This is a genomic window from Pseudoalteromonas sp. 5Ae-yellow (assembly GCF_014077565.1).
Lineage (GTDB): Bacteria > Pseudomonadota > Gammaproteobacteria > Enterobacterales > Alteromonadaceae > Pseudoalteromonas.
In genome coordinates this window covers 38,104-52,537 of the sequence record NZ_JACGWD010000009.1, presented here as the reverse complement: position 1 = coordinate 52,537, position 14,434 = coordinate 38,104, and the positions used below count along the sequence as shown (strand labels likewise).

At 39.4% G+C, this 14,434-nt stretch carries 16 protein-coding genes; 6 read left to right on the top strand and 10 right to left on the bottom strand.

Going from position 1 to position 14,434, the window contains the following annotated elements; genetic code table 11:
- Positions 1-3: 3 nt before the first annotated feature.
- The gene (locus H4J63_RS04395) at positions 4-900 is read right to left on the bottom strand and encodes a hypothetical protein (protein ID WP_182194774.1); all 897 of its coding nucleotides are present in this window, start codon (positions 898-900) and stop codon (positions 4-6) included.
- Positions 900-1,112, bottom strand: coding sequence for a YwqJ-related putative deaminase (locus tag H4J63_RS20630; RefSeq protein WP_409072673.1), 213 nt, complete (start codon positions 1,110-1,112; stop codon positions 900-902). Before H4J63_RS20630 ends, H4J63_RS04395 begins: the two co-directional genes overlap by 1 nt.
- Positions 1,113-1,251: 139 nt before the next feature.
- Between H4J63_RS20630 and H4J63_RS04385 the strand changes: the two genes are divergently transcribed.
- Both H4J63_RS04385 and H4J63_RS04380 read left to right on the top strand, forming a co-directional pair.
- The gene (locus H4J63_RS04385; protein ID WP_182194771.1) at positions 1,252-1,911 is read left to right on the top strand and encodes a DsbA family protein; all 660 of its coding nucleotides are present in this window, start codon (positions 1,252-1,254) and stop codon (positions 1,909-1,911) included.
- A 341-nt stretch (positions 1,912-2,252) separates the two neighbouring features.
- Positions 2,253-2,984, top strand: coding sequence for a MauE/DoxX family redox-associated membrane protein (locus H4J63_RS04380; RefSeq protein ID WP_182194769.1), 732 nt, complete (start codon positions 2,253-2,255; stop codon positions 2,982-2,984).
- Positions 2,985-3,044: 60 nt separating this feature from the next.
- Here H4J63_RS04380 and H4J63_RS04375 read toward each other — a convergent pair whose 3' ends face one another.
- From H4J63_RS04375 to H4J63_RS04350, 6 genes are all read right to left on the bottom strand, one after another.
- Complete coding sequence (locus H4J63_RS04375; RefSeq protein ID WP_002959014.1) at positions 3,045-3,323, bottom strand: peptidylprolyl isomerase; 279 nt, start codon at positions 3,321-3,323, stop codon at positions 3,045-3,047.
- Positions 3,324-3,425: 102 nt separating this feature from the next.
- The gene (locus tag H4J63_RS04370; RefSeq protein WP_182194766.1) at positions 3,426-3,848 is read right to left on the bottom strand and encodes a thiol-disulfide oxidoreductase DCC family protein; all 423 of its coding nucleotides are present in this window, start codon (positions 3,846-3,848) and stop codon (positions 3,426-3,428) included.
- Positions 3,849-3,875: 27 nt separating this feature from the next.
- Positions 3,876-4,403, bottom strand: coding sequence for a response regulator transcription factor (locus H4J63_RS04365; RefSeq protein WP_002959011.1), 528 nt, complete (start codon positions 4,401-4,403; stop codon positions 3,876-3,878).
- Positions 4,400-5,641, bottom strand: a complete 1,242-nt coding sequence (locus H4J63_RS04360) for a sensor histidine kinase (RefSeq protein ID WP_182194828.1) — start codon at positions 5,639-5,641, stop codon at positions 4,400-4,402. The genes H4J63_RS04365 and H4J63_RS04360 overlap by 4 nt, the downstream gene beginning before the upstream one ends.
- A gap of 61 nt (positions 5,642-5,702) precedes the next feature.
- Positions 5,703-6,107: a DUF4440 domain-containing protein gene (locus tag H4J63_RS04355; RefSeq protein ID WP_182194762.1), complete on the bottom strand. Its 405-nt coding sequence runs from the start codon at positions 6,105-6,107 to the stop codon at positions 5,703-5,705.
- A gap of 8 nt (positions 6,108-6,115) precedes the next feature.
- On the bottom strand, positions 6,116-7,423 hold the full coding sequence (locus H4J63_RS04350) for an amidohydrolase family protein (protein ID WP_182194759.1): 1,308 nt from the start codon (positions 7,421-7,423) through the stop codon (positions 6,116-6,118).
- Positions 7,424-7,576: 153 nt separating this feature from the next.
- On the opposite strand from H4J63_RS04350, the gene H4J63_RS04345 reads away from it, so the two are divergent.
- Together H4J63_RS04345 and H4J63_RS04340 are read left to right on the top strand one after the other, a co-directional pair.
- Positions 7,577-8,656: a ketoacyl-ACP synthase III gene (locus H4J63_RS04345; RefSeq protein WP_182194756.1), complete on the top strand. Its 1,080-nt coding sequence runs from the start codon at positions 7,577-7,579 to the stop codon at positions 8,654-8,656.
- A gap of 70 nt (positions 8,657-8,726) precedes the next feature.
- Positions 8,727-9,113: a VOC family protein gene (locus H4J63_RS04340; RefSeq protein ID WP_182194753.1), complete on the top strand. Its 387-nt coding sequence runs from the start codon at positions 8,727-8,729 to the stop codon at positions 9,111-9,113.
- A gap of 39 nt (positions 9,114-9,152) precedes the next feature.
- On the opposite strand, the gene H4J63_RS04335 is transcribed toward H4J63_RS04340, so the two are convergent.
- Positions 9,153-10,517 carry a M17 family metallopeptidase gene (locus tag H4J63_RS04335; protein WP_182194749.1) on the bottom strand — a complete coding sequence of 455 codons (1,365 nt, stop codon included), beginning with the start codon at positions 10,515-10,517 and terminating at the stop codon, positions 9,153-9,155.
- An 87-nt stretch (positions 10,518-10,604) separates the two neighbouring features.
- The gene (locus H4J63_RS04330; RefSeq protein WP_007582356.1) at positions 10,605-11,027 is read right to left on the bottom strand and encodes a hypothetical protein; all 423 of its coding nucleotides are present in this window, start codon (positions 11,025-11,027) and stop codon (positions 10,605-10,607) included.
- A gap of 112 nt (positions 11,028-11,139) precedes the next feature.
- Here H4J63_RS04330 and H4J63_RS04325 point away from each other — a divergent pair, with 112 nt between their 5' ends.
- Positions 11,140-11,310 carry an oxidoreductase-like domain-containing protein gene (locus H4J63_RS04325; protein WP_010553991.1) on the top strand — a complete coding sequence of 57 codons (171 nt, stop codon included), beginning with the start codon at positions 11,140-11,142 and terminating at the stop codon, positions 11,308-11,310.
- A 310-nt stretch (positions 11,311-11,620) separates the two neighbouring features.
- Complete coding sequence (locus tag H4J63_RS04320) at positions 11,621-14,203, top strand: TonB-dependent siderophore receptor (protein ID WP_024605691.1); 2,583 nt, start codon at positions 11,621-11,623, stop codon at positions 14,201-14,203.
- Positions 14,204-14,434 lie beyond the last annotated feature (231 nt).

Below are 14,434 nucleotides of genomic sequence, written 5' to 3'. Positions count from 1 at the left end.
TCATTAATAAGTTTTATTTTCGTATGAAATATTTACCTTCTTAAAATTATCATTTCGAAAAGCAATGACTTCATCTAGCGTTAAATTAACTAAATGGTGAAAGCTTAGTTCTTCTAGCTCCAGCCAAGCATGTTTGTTAAGCCCATATAAAATATTCCTGCTAATATTTGAGACAAAAAGCGTATTAACTGGGAATTCTAACAGCGACGGCAGTAATTCTGTAAATTTTATATCCGTTACGTCTTGTAAGCTAAGTTCTATAACATTATCAGAAGGCAATTTTTTTATATCGTTAAAGCTAGTAATTTTTAGCGGTGAATTACCAACAGCAGCATTCAAACAAAAAATATCGTCAATACTTTTATAGATATATATACCACGAAGCCTGTTTTCTTTACTAAAAGCTAACTTTAAACTTCTTTTATCCTCTGATTGAAACCTAGCTTCATAATAAGATAACACTGAAGGCTCATTCCATTCATATTCATACTGAATAGGGCCAACGTCATAAAATAATTCAGAGTAGCAATCATGTTTTTGAAAGTGTTGTGCTATTGCATCAGCAATCCATCCATTAACGATGCAGCGTACATCACACACCCAACCGTAAGCAGTCTCATATACAACACCATTGAAAGGTTTGCCTTTGTGAACAAGCTGAAAATTTCCATCCCATTCTTGATCAATGGCTGCATCTAAAAGCTCAAGCCCTTTAATGTCTATAAAAGGAAAATCGTAATCACCCAATATTTGACCATTAAAAAATTGCTTTTTGCTAACAACAATCCCCCTTTCAGCGAAAATAGCCACGCCCGTAAAGGGCGCTCCTTTGAAAAAGTAGGTATTATCTTGATTCACTAGCGCATCAAACACAACAAGTGGTGGAGCTTCACATTTCATTAATCAACTCTTCCTGTAAGAATTTCAAACTTTTGTAATATACCAGAACAATTCATACAAGCAGGGAAATTTGTTCCTGCGTCATCGCCTTTTAACCTCACAGTTGCAATCGAAATATCTGAAAAGCTAACTGTGGGGTTCTCTTTTAATATTTTATTTACTGATCGAACTTCAGCATGAAGCCCAGGTGCACCAGCTCTTCCATGAGGTATTTGAATTTTATGTTTATAAGCAAAATCTAAATATGATTCTATTTCTGTAATTAATCGTGCACACTAGCAGGGTCAGGTCTTGTATCTTGCCTTTTACTACAAAACGCAAGAAGAAAGACCTGACCCTATTATTTTCAATATGAAAAACTTTAAAATTGATATCGTTTCAGACGTAATGTGCCCTTGGTGTGTAGTGGGTTATAAAAACCTAGAAACTGCACTAGAGCAACTCAAAGACGAAATGAGCGCAGATATTACGTGGCATCCTTTTGAACTAAACCCAGATATGCCAATTGAAGGTCAAGACTTAAACGAACATTTAATGCAAAAGTACAACCTAAGTGAAGATCAAGGCGACGAAAATCGTAAAAACATGTTCGAAGCCGGTCAGCGTACTGGGTTTACCTTTAATTTTGATGGCAAACGCATCATGATCAACAGCTTTGATTTGCATCGTTTATTAATGTGGGCACGTGAAGAAGGTAAGCAAACGAAGCTAAAACTCGCCTTTTTTGAAGCGCACTTCACAGATTTAAAATACTTAAACCAAGAAGAAGCGTTGCTCGACGTTGTTGAAAAAGTGGGTCTTGATAAAGAAACTGCACGCGGTATCCTACATTCAGACAAATACTTACAAGACGTAAGCCAAGAGCAAGACAACTTTAAACAGATGGGTATTACGTCAGTACCTACGTTTATCATAAACGATAAGTATGCACTTACTGGCGGACAACCAAGCGATTCGTTTATTCAAGCACTAAAACAAATTAGTGAAGAAGAAGCCAAGCAAGACGCTTAATACACAAATAAAGTTTAAAATTAAGAAAGGCTGCCCAATGCAGCCTTATTTCATTTAAAGGTCCAGCGTAAATTCACGCTTTACTATCTATGTAAGCCGATTTTTTTATAAGCTTTCATCACAAACCTCTTCCAATAAAACCTTATCACCTGCGCTACTATAAAAGCGCTGGCACTAAACGTGCATTGTCTATTATGTGTCCTTAGAGAGTGTGCTGCGCGCTATTTTGTTTCAAGTGCCACGTAAATATTACAAGGTGCTATTAACTTCTTTCATACCGCTATTCACTCTCACTATTACTTAAGGGTTAACTAGTAACTAAATACGCATAAGGAGCAAGCATGGCTAAGTCAGCAACATTATACAGAATGGTAACCGATGAGCATATTTGCCCATTTGGACTCAAATCAAAAGATTTACTGAGGCGAAAGGGCTATAAGGTAGATGATAAACCACTGACTTCGCGCGAAGAAACCGATGCATTTCAACAAAAACACAATGTTGATACCACACCTCAAACATTTATCGATAACGAACGCATTGGCGGATATGATGATTTGCGCGCTTACTTTAATAAATCAGAGCCAGGCCAACAAGGTACAACTTATACCCCCGTTACGGCCATTTTTGCTGTCACGTTATTACTTGCCTTTGCATTTAGCTACTCGACTGGCTTTGCACTTTTTTCTATGCATACAGTTATGCTGTTTGTCGCGCTAACAATGGGCGTACTGGCTATTCAAAAATTACGCAACTTATACAGCTTTAGTAATTCTTTTATAACCTATGATTTATTTGCTATGAAAGTAGTTAGGTATGCTTATGTGTATCCATTTTTAGAAGCATTTGTCAGTATAGGCATGATTGCAGGGCTTTCAGCTTATGTTGTTGCACCAATTTCTTTATTTATTGGAGGAGTTGGAGCCGTGTCGGTGATTAAGGCTGTTTACATAGACAAACGAGAGCTTAAGTGTGCCTGCGTTGGCGGTGATAGTAATGTACCGCTGGGGTTTGTCTCTCTGACCGAAAACCTGTTTATGATTGCTGCAGGTATTTGGATGTTGATTAAATAAAAAACTGAATACTAAACAGGCTGCAGTGTACAGCCTTTTTAGTATTTGTCAGCGAGCTTATTAAGTACGATAAAGTACTTTAATTACATGCCAGCCAAATTTTGTTTTAACTAGGTGGGGCTCTAAAATTGCGCCTTTAAACGCAATTTTGTCAAACTGTGGGACCATTTGGCCGCGTCTAAATTCACCTAAGTCTCCGCCTTTTTTCCCCGATGGGCATGACGAATACTTTTTAGCTAAGGTCTGAAACTTTGCACCTTTACCCAATTGCTTAATAATATCTTCTGCAATTTCTTTGTGCTTAACCAAAATGTGAAGTGCGTGTGCTGTATTTGCCATCAAAAAAGCCTTTTATACCGTTAGCTAAAATTAAACGCGGCGATTTTAACACAACCTCATAAACCTAGCATCTACTTATACTGCAGTGTATTAACGCCTAATTTATAAATAATGTTTAGTATTATCTGGGTTGGGAATTCTGCAATACTGATATTTTCCAAATAAGGTATAGCGGTTTAAAGCAACCCTATCGTATAACCAATTATTAAAACTATTTGGCAAAATACTAAATACGTTTGCTAGCTTGTATGGGTAACCTAGCTGCTTAACAACATTAAAAAAAGCATGGCTTTGTGTAAATGCTTTACCATTTTCAACAAGCACCATTGAGGCATATTCAGTTGTTGAAAAACCAAAATGCGTTAACAGCAATTCCCCTTTTGGAGATTGCACGCTGCATAATTTAAAAATAGTATTTTTATCGTGAGCAATAATAAAATTACACCACGCGCTGCACAGCTTACATTGCGCATCAAATAATATAATTTTTTGATTTTGCATGAGTGCTGCTGCATCATCGCTCATAACACTTTCCTTAAATTAAGTACTAAATTACTGTTGCACCGGCTTTTTTTGTAACTTGCGCTGCAAAGTACGCCTATGCATATTAAGTTGCCGCGCGGTAACCGACACATTGCCATTATTGCTGTGCAGTACTTGTTGAATATGCTCCCACTCTAAGCGCTCCGGCGACATAACCGCATCATCAATAACATTCGATGCCAATGCCACAGGCTCGGTGTTAAGCGCTTTTAATAATGTTGCCATATCAACCGGCTTAGTAAGGTAATCGTTTGCACCTAACCGCATTGCCTCTACTGCGGTTGCAATACTTGCAAACCCAGTTAGTAAAACAATATGAGTTTGGGGGAGCAAACTACGCAGCGGCTTTATTAGTGTCAGTCCGTTATCGTCGCCTAGTTTCATGTCTAATAAAACAAAGTCGGGTAATAATTTACGCGCAGCAAGTAACGCATCACTTTGGTTATGCGCCACCTCACAGGTAAAGCTTTGTTTAGTTAAGCGCCTTGCCAGTGTGCTGGCTAAATTTATGTCGTCTTCAATTATAAGTAACTTCATGAGGCGTTATTCTCAGTGTTTACAATAGCAAGTTTAACTTTGGCGACAGCGCCGCCATCTGCATGGTTAAACAAGGTAAGTGAGCCATTTAAACGCTCAAAAGTAACGTTTGATAAAAGCACAGCAAGCCCCATTCCTTGATCGCTTGGCATAAGTTGCCCGCCCAGTTCTGCTAATTGCGATGATGAAAAGCCAGGGCCAAAATCGCGAATTAACAAGTAAACGCATTCACTATGTAAGTTATCTTGCTGCCAACTCAGCTCTAATTGAGTTTGACCTTGTTTTTGATTAGCGAGCGCGGCGTTTTGCAATAAATTTAAAATAGCAGGCAATAACATCGCATCACTTATCAATGTTGCTGCAATAGGTGGCGTAATCCAGTTAATGTGCTGATCAGGGTATTGTAGTAAAAGTGTGTCTGTAATTTGTGTTTGCAGTTGCTTTACGGTGGTATGCTCTTGCGAATTTTTAAGGCGTAATTGCTCTGAGAGTTTTCTAAAGTCGTTAAGTTGCGTACTACACTGAGTAAGCGGCGCTTGCATGTGCTTAACAATGGGGTTGTTTGGTTGCTCTTCTAATAACTCTTCAAACAATAGCTGTAAATTTGCAATTGGGGTCGCTAGTTGATGGGTTATTTGTGCAGCGGCCCCATCAAGGGTAACAAGCTGTTCATTACGTAATTGTTTTTCACGCACGTTTGCAATAATTCGCTCTCGCTCTTTAAGTGCCCTGCTCATTGCGCCAATAACAAGTGCGATTACGCTGGCACTTAAAACAAAATTGACCCACATGCCAATAAAGTGACCACTCATATTCATTTGATGCATATTGTGATCGGGCATCTTTATCAGTAGCAAACTGTATGAGGCAATGGCTAATACTGCAATATAAGCTAATCCTTTTTCTCGCAGCGTAACAGCTGCGATCATTATCGGGAGCAATAACAGTGATACAAATGCATTAGTTGCACCGCCACTTAGTGAGAGCAAAACCGTTAAAAATAATACATCAGCGGTTAACTGCATCAACATACCCAAAGGTTTAGCGCGGCTTACATTACGATAGGCAAACAGGCTAATAAGCTGAAACACAGCCTCAACGGCAATAACAACCAGTAATGGCAGTAATGCAATTTGATGTTCTAGTAAAAAATAAACGCTAAGCACCGCAATTAATTGCACGGCAATAGCGCCGCTTCGCAGCATTAATAATCGACTAATGGTGGGGTCGGTACGCATTAACAAGAGGTTATTGCCCAATCAAATGTTTAATAAGGTTATTTTAACGGTTATGTGATTTTTAATCATCATCCATCGAAATTGAAAACGGTGCACAAGGCGTTCCTTGATGAAACACCATTTGCCATTGCTCACCTTGCTTACGCCAAAGCGACATACGCAATGAATAATTAAATTCAGCGCGAGCAGAGCGCCTATAAGCGGCTTGATAACTAAGTTGCACTACATCATCGCTCAGCATTCGGCCCTTAAAATGCTGATTATAAAACTGTGGCACAACCTCGGTAGGTAAGCGGGTAAGTACTTGGTATTTATTAAATGTAGTGCCGTTGGCAGCAATTTCGATAAATTCATCATCGAGTAAAGCATCTAATGCGCGCTCAGATTGGCGAACTTCTGGGTCGAGTAACTGGCGCTCAGCGTCAATTAAATGATTAAACAACGACACTTTTATTTTGCTGTTCATAACCTTCCCTATTGTTTATAAACTTGCCCGGCTTTCATAACAAATTGCACGTTTTTAAGTACGTCGATATTTTTAAGTGGTGAGCCATTCACACTGATAATATCTGCTTGTTTACCAACACTCAAGTCGCCAATGAGTGCGCTTTTTCCAAGCAGTTTAGCTGCATGTATGGTTGCTGATTTAATAGCTTGGGCTTCGCTCATACCATTGTTTACCATTAAACTAAATTCGTTAGCATTGAGGCCATGACGCGACACCCCAGAATCTGTTCCAAAAGCTATATTAACCTTATTTTTCAGTGCAAGTTTAAACGAAGCCTGCATTTTTGGAGTCACTTCACGCACTTTGTCGGCTATTGCCGGTGGCATATTTGGATTTGTTAGCACCTCTTCACTTACCGTTGCACCCGCTAAAAGCGTCGGTACTAAATAAGCTCCCGTTTTTTTAAATAACTTTATTGCCTCTTTATCTAAATAAGAGCCATGCTCAATAGAATCTACACTGGCTTTTAAGGCCGCTTTTATACCTTGTGTACCGTGCGCATGCGCTGTAACTTTACGCCCTAAGTGGTGAGCAGTATCAACAATTGCAATCAGCTCTGCATCTGTAAGTTGTTGGTTAACCCGTGCGGCGGTATTACTCAATACTCCACCTGTGGCAGTAATTTTAATTACATCAGCGCCACTTTTTATTACCTCGCGTACCGCACGGCTACAATCATCCGCGCCATTACAAATACCAATCCCACCTGTAACCGCATCTGTAATATCTTTTCGATAACCGTGCATATCTGCGTGTCCACCGGTAGGCGATATTGTATTACCCGCTGCAAAAATACGAGGGCCGTTAATATCATTTCTCTCGATAGCGCGTTTTAGCGGAAATATAACTTTATGATCGCTACCTAAATCTCGCACTGATGTAAAACCCGCATCGAGCGTACGTTGCAAATATTTAATTGAGCGCAAAGCATAATCGGCATCATATTCTGTTGCCCAGCGGTGAGGGTTTGCTTTAGCATCTCGCTCAAACGTAACGTGAACATGCATATCAATAAGACCAGGCATTACAAATTGATTTTTAAGATTGATAATATCGGCATCAGATAGGTTAAGTTCTGCTTTTGTGAGATAGCCGTCTTCAATGGCTGTTATTGTATTATCTGTTATGACTAACGTTTGCTCTGTTTTTACTTTTTGCTCCTCGAATGCAAGTAAACTGCCCGCATATATAATTTTATGCTGTTGAGCAAAAGCCCCATTTGTTATTAGTGCCAGCGTTATTGCAGTGAATGTTGTTATTAGTGTTGTTTTCATACTTGCTCCTTTTTTATACTAGCATTACCTTAAATAACCTGTAATTGCGAATATTTACGATGCAAAGCATGCTATAAACTAGTCTTGAAAGCCGTTTTTTGGTATAACTCCCCCATTAGTAACACATGTCAGACCACCTTAAGAGAACATACTATGCCTTACGCACATATCACTGGTTGGGGTAAATGCATTCCACCAGCAAGCATTAGCAACGATGAAATTAGTGAAATAGTTGATACCACCGACGAGTGGATAACCACGCGTACTGGCATTAAATCTCGCCGAGTGAGTCATGTAAGTACCGCTGAGCTGGCAACCGTTGCAGCTAAGCATGCTATTGCGTGCGCAGGCATTGATCCTAAAGATATTGATTTAGTGATATTAGCAACCTGTACACCTTCTACTGTTGTGGCAAATACCGCCTCACAAGTGCAAAAAAATATTGGTGCAACAGGCGCTGCCGCAATGGATACAAACGCGGCATGTTCGGGCTTTTTATATGCGTTGCAAGCTGCTACAGCACAAATTCAAGCGGGTATGATTAAAAAAGCAGTCGTTATTGCCGCTGAACGTATGACCTGGTATGTAAACTGGGCACGTCGCGACAGCGCTGTTTTATTTGGTGATGGCGCAGGTGCAGTAATACTTGAAGCTGCCGATACGCCTGCTGGTTTACTTGGTACCAAAACCGGTTGTGACAGCGAAGACCGCGATATTTTACACATCACCAACTTTGGTAGCGATTTAAATAAGTATGAGCCAATTGGTCCTTCTGATTTATTATTTGAAGGTCGTGAAATTTTTAAACGTGCTGTAAAAGGTATGAGTGAAGCCTGCGACGACGTACTACAACAGGCCAACTTAAGCCTTGACGACATTAATGTACTCGTTCCACACCAAGCTAACTTACGTATTATTCAGGCTATTCAGCATCGCTTAAAAGTACCTGACGAAAAAGTAATGGTTAACATTGGTGACTATGGTAATACCTCTGCTGCGACTATTGCTATTGCGTTATGTGAAGCGGTTGAGCAAGGGTTAATTAAACCGCATTCAAACATTATGTCTGCAGCATTTGGTGCAGGCCTTACGTGGGCTGCAAGTTACATAAAATGGGGCGAACGTGTAACGCCTATTAGTGTAAGCGATGCTGCTTTACCACCGTGTGATAAAACTGGTTTAGAGCTTGTAGCACCGGCCGTTAAAGCATGTAAAGAAGCAGAGCAAAGCTAACACAACATGTAGTAAGCCACATATAAAATGCACTTATTTAAGTGCGTTTTTGCTTTTTAAGGAATTAAATTTGAAACTTTTAGGTATTCATCACGCTGCTATAATTTGTAGTGACTATGCACGTTCTAAACACTTTTATAGCAATGTACTTAAACTTAACGTTATTAATGAGCACTTTAGAGCTGATCGTAATTCATATAAATTAGATTTAGCCATGCCCGATGGTAGCCAAATAGAGCTATTTTCGTTTGATGGTTCGCCCGAAAGACCCAGCTATCCAGAAGCACAAGGCTTAAGACATTTAGCTTTTAAGGTAGCGGATGTACAGATTGCAAAAACGTATTTAGAGTCGTGCGATGTAAACGTTGAGGATATTAGAGTGGATGAAATAACCGGCAAAAAGTTTACCTTTTTTTCCGATCCAGATAACTTGCCACTTGAGCTTTATGAGGTTTAAAGCTCATAAAGCTCAAGTTCTTACTATTGAATCAAAAACTTACTTATTAAAACGATTTTGTAAGTAGTTAAATACAGCACGAATACCTAATGCTTCACCACCCGTTGGACGACCTGGTAATGCACGTAAGTTCCATGCCATTACATCAAAGTGTACCCACGGTGTTGTTGGTTCAACAAATTCTTTTAAGTAAAGCGCTGCGGTAATAGCACCACCAAACGGTGTGCTTGCGCAATTTGCCATATCAGCTACATCACTTTTTAGTAAGCTTTTGTATTGCTCAAACAACGGAAGTTGCCAAACAGGGTCATGTACACTTAAACCGGCGTCAATAATCCCATTTGCTACATCGCGCTCTGTTGAGAAAAAGCCCGGAAGCTCCGTGCCCAGTGCAACACGACATGCACCCGTGAGGGTAGCAAAATCAATAATTAGCTCAGGATTATCGTTTTGCGCTTCGCTTAATGCATCACACAATACTAAGCGGCCTTCAGCGTCTGTATTATCAATTTCGACCATAATACCTTTGCGCGTTTTAATAACATCGCCTGGGCGAAATGCATTGCGCGATACTGCATTTTCAACAGCAGGTACAAGCACTCGTAATCTAATTGGTAAGTTAGCTGCCATAATAAGCTGTGCTAGTGCAATTACGTGCGCCGCGCCGCCCATGTCTTTTTTCATGTTACGCATGCCAGAGCTTGGTTTTAAATCAAGTCCGCCTGAGTCAAAACATACGCCCTTACCTACTAGTGTAATTAATGGAGCATCTGTTGCGCCCCATTTTAAATCAAGTAAACGCGGTTTATTTTCGCTTGCACGACCCACCATGTGAATAGTCGGGTAGTTTTGCTCTAGTAACTCATCGCCAATCCACTGTGAAAATTCGCCATTGTAAGTTGCAGCTAAATCTTCCATTACTTGCGATAAATGTTGCGGCATCATGTCTACCGCTGGTGTATTAACTAAATCACGTGCAAGTGTAATGGCATCAGCTTGTTGGCTAATACGCTCAAACAACGCTTTATCGCTAATGGCTAATTGCGCTTTTGCTGTTGGTTTTTCTTTATATTCACTAAATTCGTAACCACCAAGCACAAACCCTAAAGCAACTTGCTCTACAAAAGCGCTCTCGCCTTGAATTTGATAAGTACCAGTAGGAAGTGTATTTGCTAAATTACCCGCAGCCCAAAAATCATCGCTACTTTGCATTAAACAAAATACCTGGCTTAACTCGCCCGTTTTAGCATCAGGAATTAAAGCAACACCTTGCTTTTCAAAACCTGTATTAGTTAACCAATTTTGTATAAATGCAGGCTGCTGTGCTTGCCAGTCAGATAATTCGTTTTTAAGAATAAAAGATAAAGGAATACCAGAAGATGTATGACGTAGTAATGCACTCATTAAAAAGCTCATATAATATAAAAATGGTACTTAAGAGCATATCAATAAGCGCACCTAAAAGGTATCGCTAATTTGAAGGGATTTTAGCTACTTTTTTAAGCTATTTTTGGATTCTTGCTTTTGATTTTCTTGATCTATTTTAGCATCAAGTTCTTTAATTGATTTGTTCATATTAAACGAACTTGGCAGTACATCAACTCCCACTAAACTCCCTAATTTAACAACTAAAGGAATTGTAAGCGGGGCAAAAGGTAATACTGCAAACACACCAAGCCCTAACCCTTTTAAAATATCAACAAATTGCTCATTTGCGCGCTTTAACTCCTCTTTACTTGTTTGGCCTTGAGTGTAGCGCCTATAAATAGAGAGCATTTCTTTGGTTTCTTGTTTTTCTTGCGCAAGTGCAATTTTAAGCGCCACCATAGCACGGCGAAAACGCAGCTGTTGGCGTTTTTTACTAATTTTAACTACCCGCCAAGGTGCACGGTGAATAACTTTATATAATCGCATAACTTTTATTTTCACACAGCAGCACGGGTTCACAAAGAATAATTTACTTACAACATCCTTTAACTTATCCTTTGCACCAAATTAGTATTAAATACATACAACAACACTGAATATGACAAACCAACTACCGCAAAAACCTGAAAAACCAAAATCTGATGAATGTTGTGGTGGTGGCAGTTGCTGCCCCTGCGTGTGGGATGAATATAAAGAAAAATTAGCAACTTGGCGATGCGCACAAAACATTGAAAACCCCACCAAAAAGAAACAAATAAATAACATTTAAATACTGATAACGCATTAATTTTCCTCTCAACAACCCTATTTTCACTTATTTAGTTAATTTTAGCTTTACTTTGCACCATTGTTGCATTTTTTCTTAAATTGAATCTTTTTGTTATCAAATGGTTAATTGGTAATTGCCCTTCCAGTTTTTTACCTATAGTCTGTAAATAGGACTTCACAAAAAGTAAGCTTAATTGATTAGGCTTTTGAGCTAAACCCTCAAACTTATGTGAAACAAAAAATTAAGTAAAAAATAAATGATGTGAAATTAGCATCAAAAATAAGAATTATTCTAACTGGGGAAAATTAGAATGAAATTAAAAAATAATGCGCTAAACCAAGCAATCAAATTTGCTTTAGCTACAACCACTGCAGGGTTGTTTTTTTCGGGTTCTGCTATTGCAGCAGACGAGCAACAGCAAACTAAAGTAAATAAAAACGTAGAGAAAATTGCCGTAGTAGGTACGCGTTCAGCTCCTCGTTCAATAGGTGACTCACCGGTTCCAATCGACATTATTGGCGGCGAAGAGCTTGAAAAGTCAGGTAACACTGACATGCTTGAACTTTTAAAAGGTGCAGTACCATCGTTTAACGTACACCAAAACCCTATCAGTGATGCGGCTTCTCTTGTTCGTCCAGCTAACTTACGTGGTTTACCGTCAGACAGCACATTGGTTCTTTTAAACGGCAAACGTCGTCACCGTGCTTCTGTAATCGCATTTTTAGGCGGTGGTATTAACGATGGCGCGCAAGGCGCAGATATTTCAGTTATTCCAAGCATTGCGATTAAACAAGTAGAAGTACTTCGCGATGGCGCGGCTGCGCAGTATGGTTCTGATGCAATCGCCGGTGTAATGAATTTCCAACTAAAAGACGCTTCAGAAGGTGGTAAATTAGAAATCCGCCATGGTCAATTTTATGAAGGTGATGGCGATACAACACAAGTGTCGGGTAACGTAGGTTTACCGTTTACCGACAATGGTTTTGCTAATTTAAGCTTTCAATATAAAACAGCTGATGCAACAAGTCGTTCAGTTCAACGTGCCGATGCCGCAGCACTTTCAGCTGCAGGTGTGCCTGATGTATCTTCTCTTGCACAAGTATGGGGCGCACCAGAAGTAGATGACGATATTACTATTTTTGGTAATGTGGGTTTAGAGCTAACAAACGACTCTGAATTTTACATGTTTGGTAACTACTCTGAACGTGATGTACGTGGCGGTTTTTATTACCGTAACCCGCAAACACGTTCTGGTGTTTACTCAAATGATGGTGGCGAAACATTACTTGTTGCCGACACAACACCTGATATGAGCGCTAACTGTCCAACTATCACAATAACAGACGGCAATGTACTAGATGATCCTGCTTACATAAATGGTGTAGCAAACAACCCAGATTGTTTTGCCTTTAATGAGATGCTTCTAGGTGGTTTTACACCTAACTTTGGCGGCAACATTACTGATACTTCTTTAACTATTGGTACTAAAGGTCGATTCACTGGTGGCTTCTTAAAAGATACTTACTATGACTTAAGCGGCACTGTAGGTTTAAATGAATCACGTTACTTTATTTACGACACGGTTAATGCCTCTTTAGGTGCAGATACGCCACGTGACTTTAGCCCAGGTAAATACGAACAGCTAGAGAAAAACTTTAACTTTGATTTATCAAAGGGTGTCGACTTTGGTTTAGCATATGATGTAAACATTGCCGGTGGTTTTGAATGGCATGAAGAAACATTCACTATCGTCTCTGGTGATGAAGAATCTTACACTGCAGGCCCTTTAACAGCACAAGGTTTTGGTATTGGCTCTAACGGCTTTCCTGGTTTTAAACCATCACAAGCAGGTGAATTTTCTCGCCGTAACTATGCAGCATATGTTGATGTTGAAGCACCGTTTACTGAAGACTTCTTAATGGGCGTAGCACTTCGATTTGAAGACTACGACAGCTTTGGCACTACCACTAACTACAAAGTAATGGCTCAATACCATTTAACTGAAGATTTAAATATTCGTGGCTCTGTAAGCAGTGGTTTCCGTGCACCAACGGTTGGTCAAGCTAACGTAAGTAATGTACAAACAAGTTTAGATGGCGGTGTATTACAAGATTCAGCGCTTCTTCCACCAACAAACCCAATTGCAGTGCAATTAGGTGGTACAGAGCTTGAGCCGGAAGAATCACAAAGTTATACGCTTGGTGCTGTATACACAATTGGCGAATTATTTTTAACGCTTGATTACTACAACATCCAAGTAGATGACCGTATTAGCCAATCAGATAAAATCAACTTAAGCCAAGCAGACAAAGATACCCTTGCAGCAGCAGGAGTACCTAATGTACAAGGTCTTGCTCAGGTAAGCTTTTTTACAAACGACTTTGACACAACAACACAAGGTATCGATTTAGTTGCAAACTATACAGCTGAATTAATGGGCGGTAGCTCTACATTTAGCCTTGCATATAACTGGAATGATACTGAAGTAACTAAATTTAGTGAAATTACAGGTGCGTTTAAAGTTAAGCGTTTAGAAGAAGATTTACCTAATCATCGTGCAACGTTCACATTGTCTCAACAATGGGAATCAGTTTCTGCATTTGCTCGTGCAAACTACTACGGCGAATACCAAGGTGTTCACGTTGATTATGATGCAACAGCTAAAACAGCAGATGCTGCAGTCACTATTGATGCTGAAGTAACTTACTTCTTAAATGAATCAGTTAGCTTCTCAGTAGGTGCTCAAAACTTATTCGACCAAGATGCTGAAAAACTTGATTTTGCAGATGCAACGGGCATCCCTAATAACAACTGGGGTGGTCAGTTCTACGAAACATCTCCGTTTGGTATTAACGGTGGCTTTTACTACGCTAAAGCAACATATACTTTTTAAACTATTTTCATGAAGAACCAAAGGCGAAATGTTAAAGACATTTCGCCTTTTTAATTTTATAGTTAATAAAAATAATAATGAACAATACCAATTGCATTGAATAAGTGTTCTATTATAGCGCTCAGAAAATAGCGTAATAACAAGGCGAAAACTATGATATATAGTTGCTCTATATGAATAATTTTTAACGCAGTGAGTACGCTATTTAATGCGATAGAATGATTATTTTTT

What these genes read in the sequence shown, in the direction of transcription:
- H4J63_RS04395 (WP_182194774.1), bottom strand. Translation starts at nt 900, where the DNA reads ATGAAATGTGAAGCTCCACCACTTGTTGTGTTTGATGCGCTAGTGAAT.
- H4J63_RS04385 (WP_182194771.1), top strand. Translation starts at nt 1,252, where the DNA reads ATGAAAAACTTTAAAATTGATATCGTTTCAGACGTAATGTGCCCTTGG.
- H4J63_RS04380 (WP_182194769.1), top strand. Translation starts at nt 2,253, where the DNA reads ATGGCTAAGTCAGCAACATTATACAGAATGGTAACCGATGAGCATATT.
- H4J63_RS04375 (WP_002959014.1), bottom strand. Translation starts at nt 3,323, where the DNA reads ATGGCAAATACAGCACACGCACTTCACATTTTGGTTAAGCACAAAGAA.
- H4J63_RS04370 (WP_182194766.1), bottom strand. Translation starts at nt 3,848, where the DNA reads ATGAGCGATGATGCAGCAGCACTCATGCAAAATCAAAAAATTATATTA.
- H4J63_RS04365 (WP_002959011.1), bottom strand. Translation starts at nt 4,403, where the DNA reads ATGAAGTTACTTATAATTGAAGACGACATAAATTTAGCCAGCACACTG.
- H4J63_RS04360 (WP_182194828.1), bottom strand. Translation starts at nt 5,641, where the DNA reads ATGCGTACCGACCCCACCATTAGTCGATTATTAATGCTGCGAAGCGGC.
- H4J63_RS04355 (WP_182194762.1), bottom strand. Translation starts at nt 6,107, where the DNA reads ATGAACAGCAAAATAAAAGTGTCGTTGTTTAATCATTTAATTGACGCT.
- H4J63_RS04350 (WP_182194759.1), bottom strand. Translation starts at nt 7,423, where the DNA reads ATGAAAACAACACTAATAACAACATTCACTGCAATAACGCTGGCACTA.
- H4J63_RS04345 (WP_182194756.1), top strand. Translation starts at nt 7,577, where the DNA reads ATGCCTTACGCACATATCACTGGTTGGGGTAAATGCATTCCACCAGCA.
- H4J63_RS04335 (WP_182194749.1), bottom strand. Translation starts at nt 10,517, where the DNA reads ATGAGTGCATTACTACGTCATACATCTTCTGGTATTCCTTTATCTTTT.
- H4J63_RS04330 (WP_007582356.1), bottom strand. Translation starts at nt 11,027, where the DNA reads ATGCGATTATATAAAGTTATTCACCGTGCACCTTGGCGGGTAGTTAAA.
- H4J63_RS04325 (WP_010553991.1), top strand. Translation starts at nt 11,140, where the DNA reads ATGACAAACCAACTACCGCAAAAACCTGAAAAACCAAAATCTGATGAA.
- H4J63_RS04320 (WP_024605691.1), top strand. Translation starts at nt 11,621, where the DNA reads ATGAAATTAAAAAATAATGCGCTAAACCAAGCAATCAAATTTGCTTTA.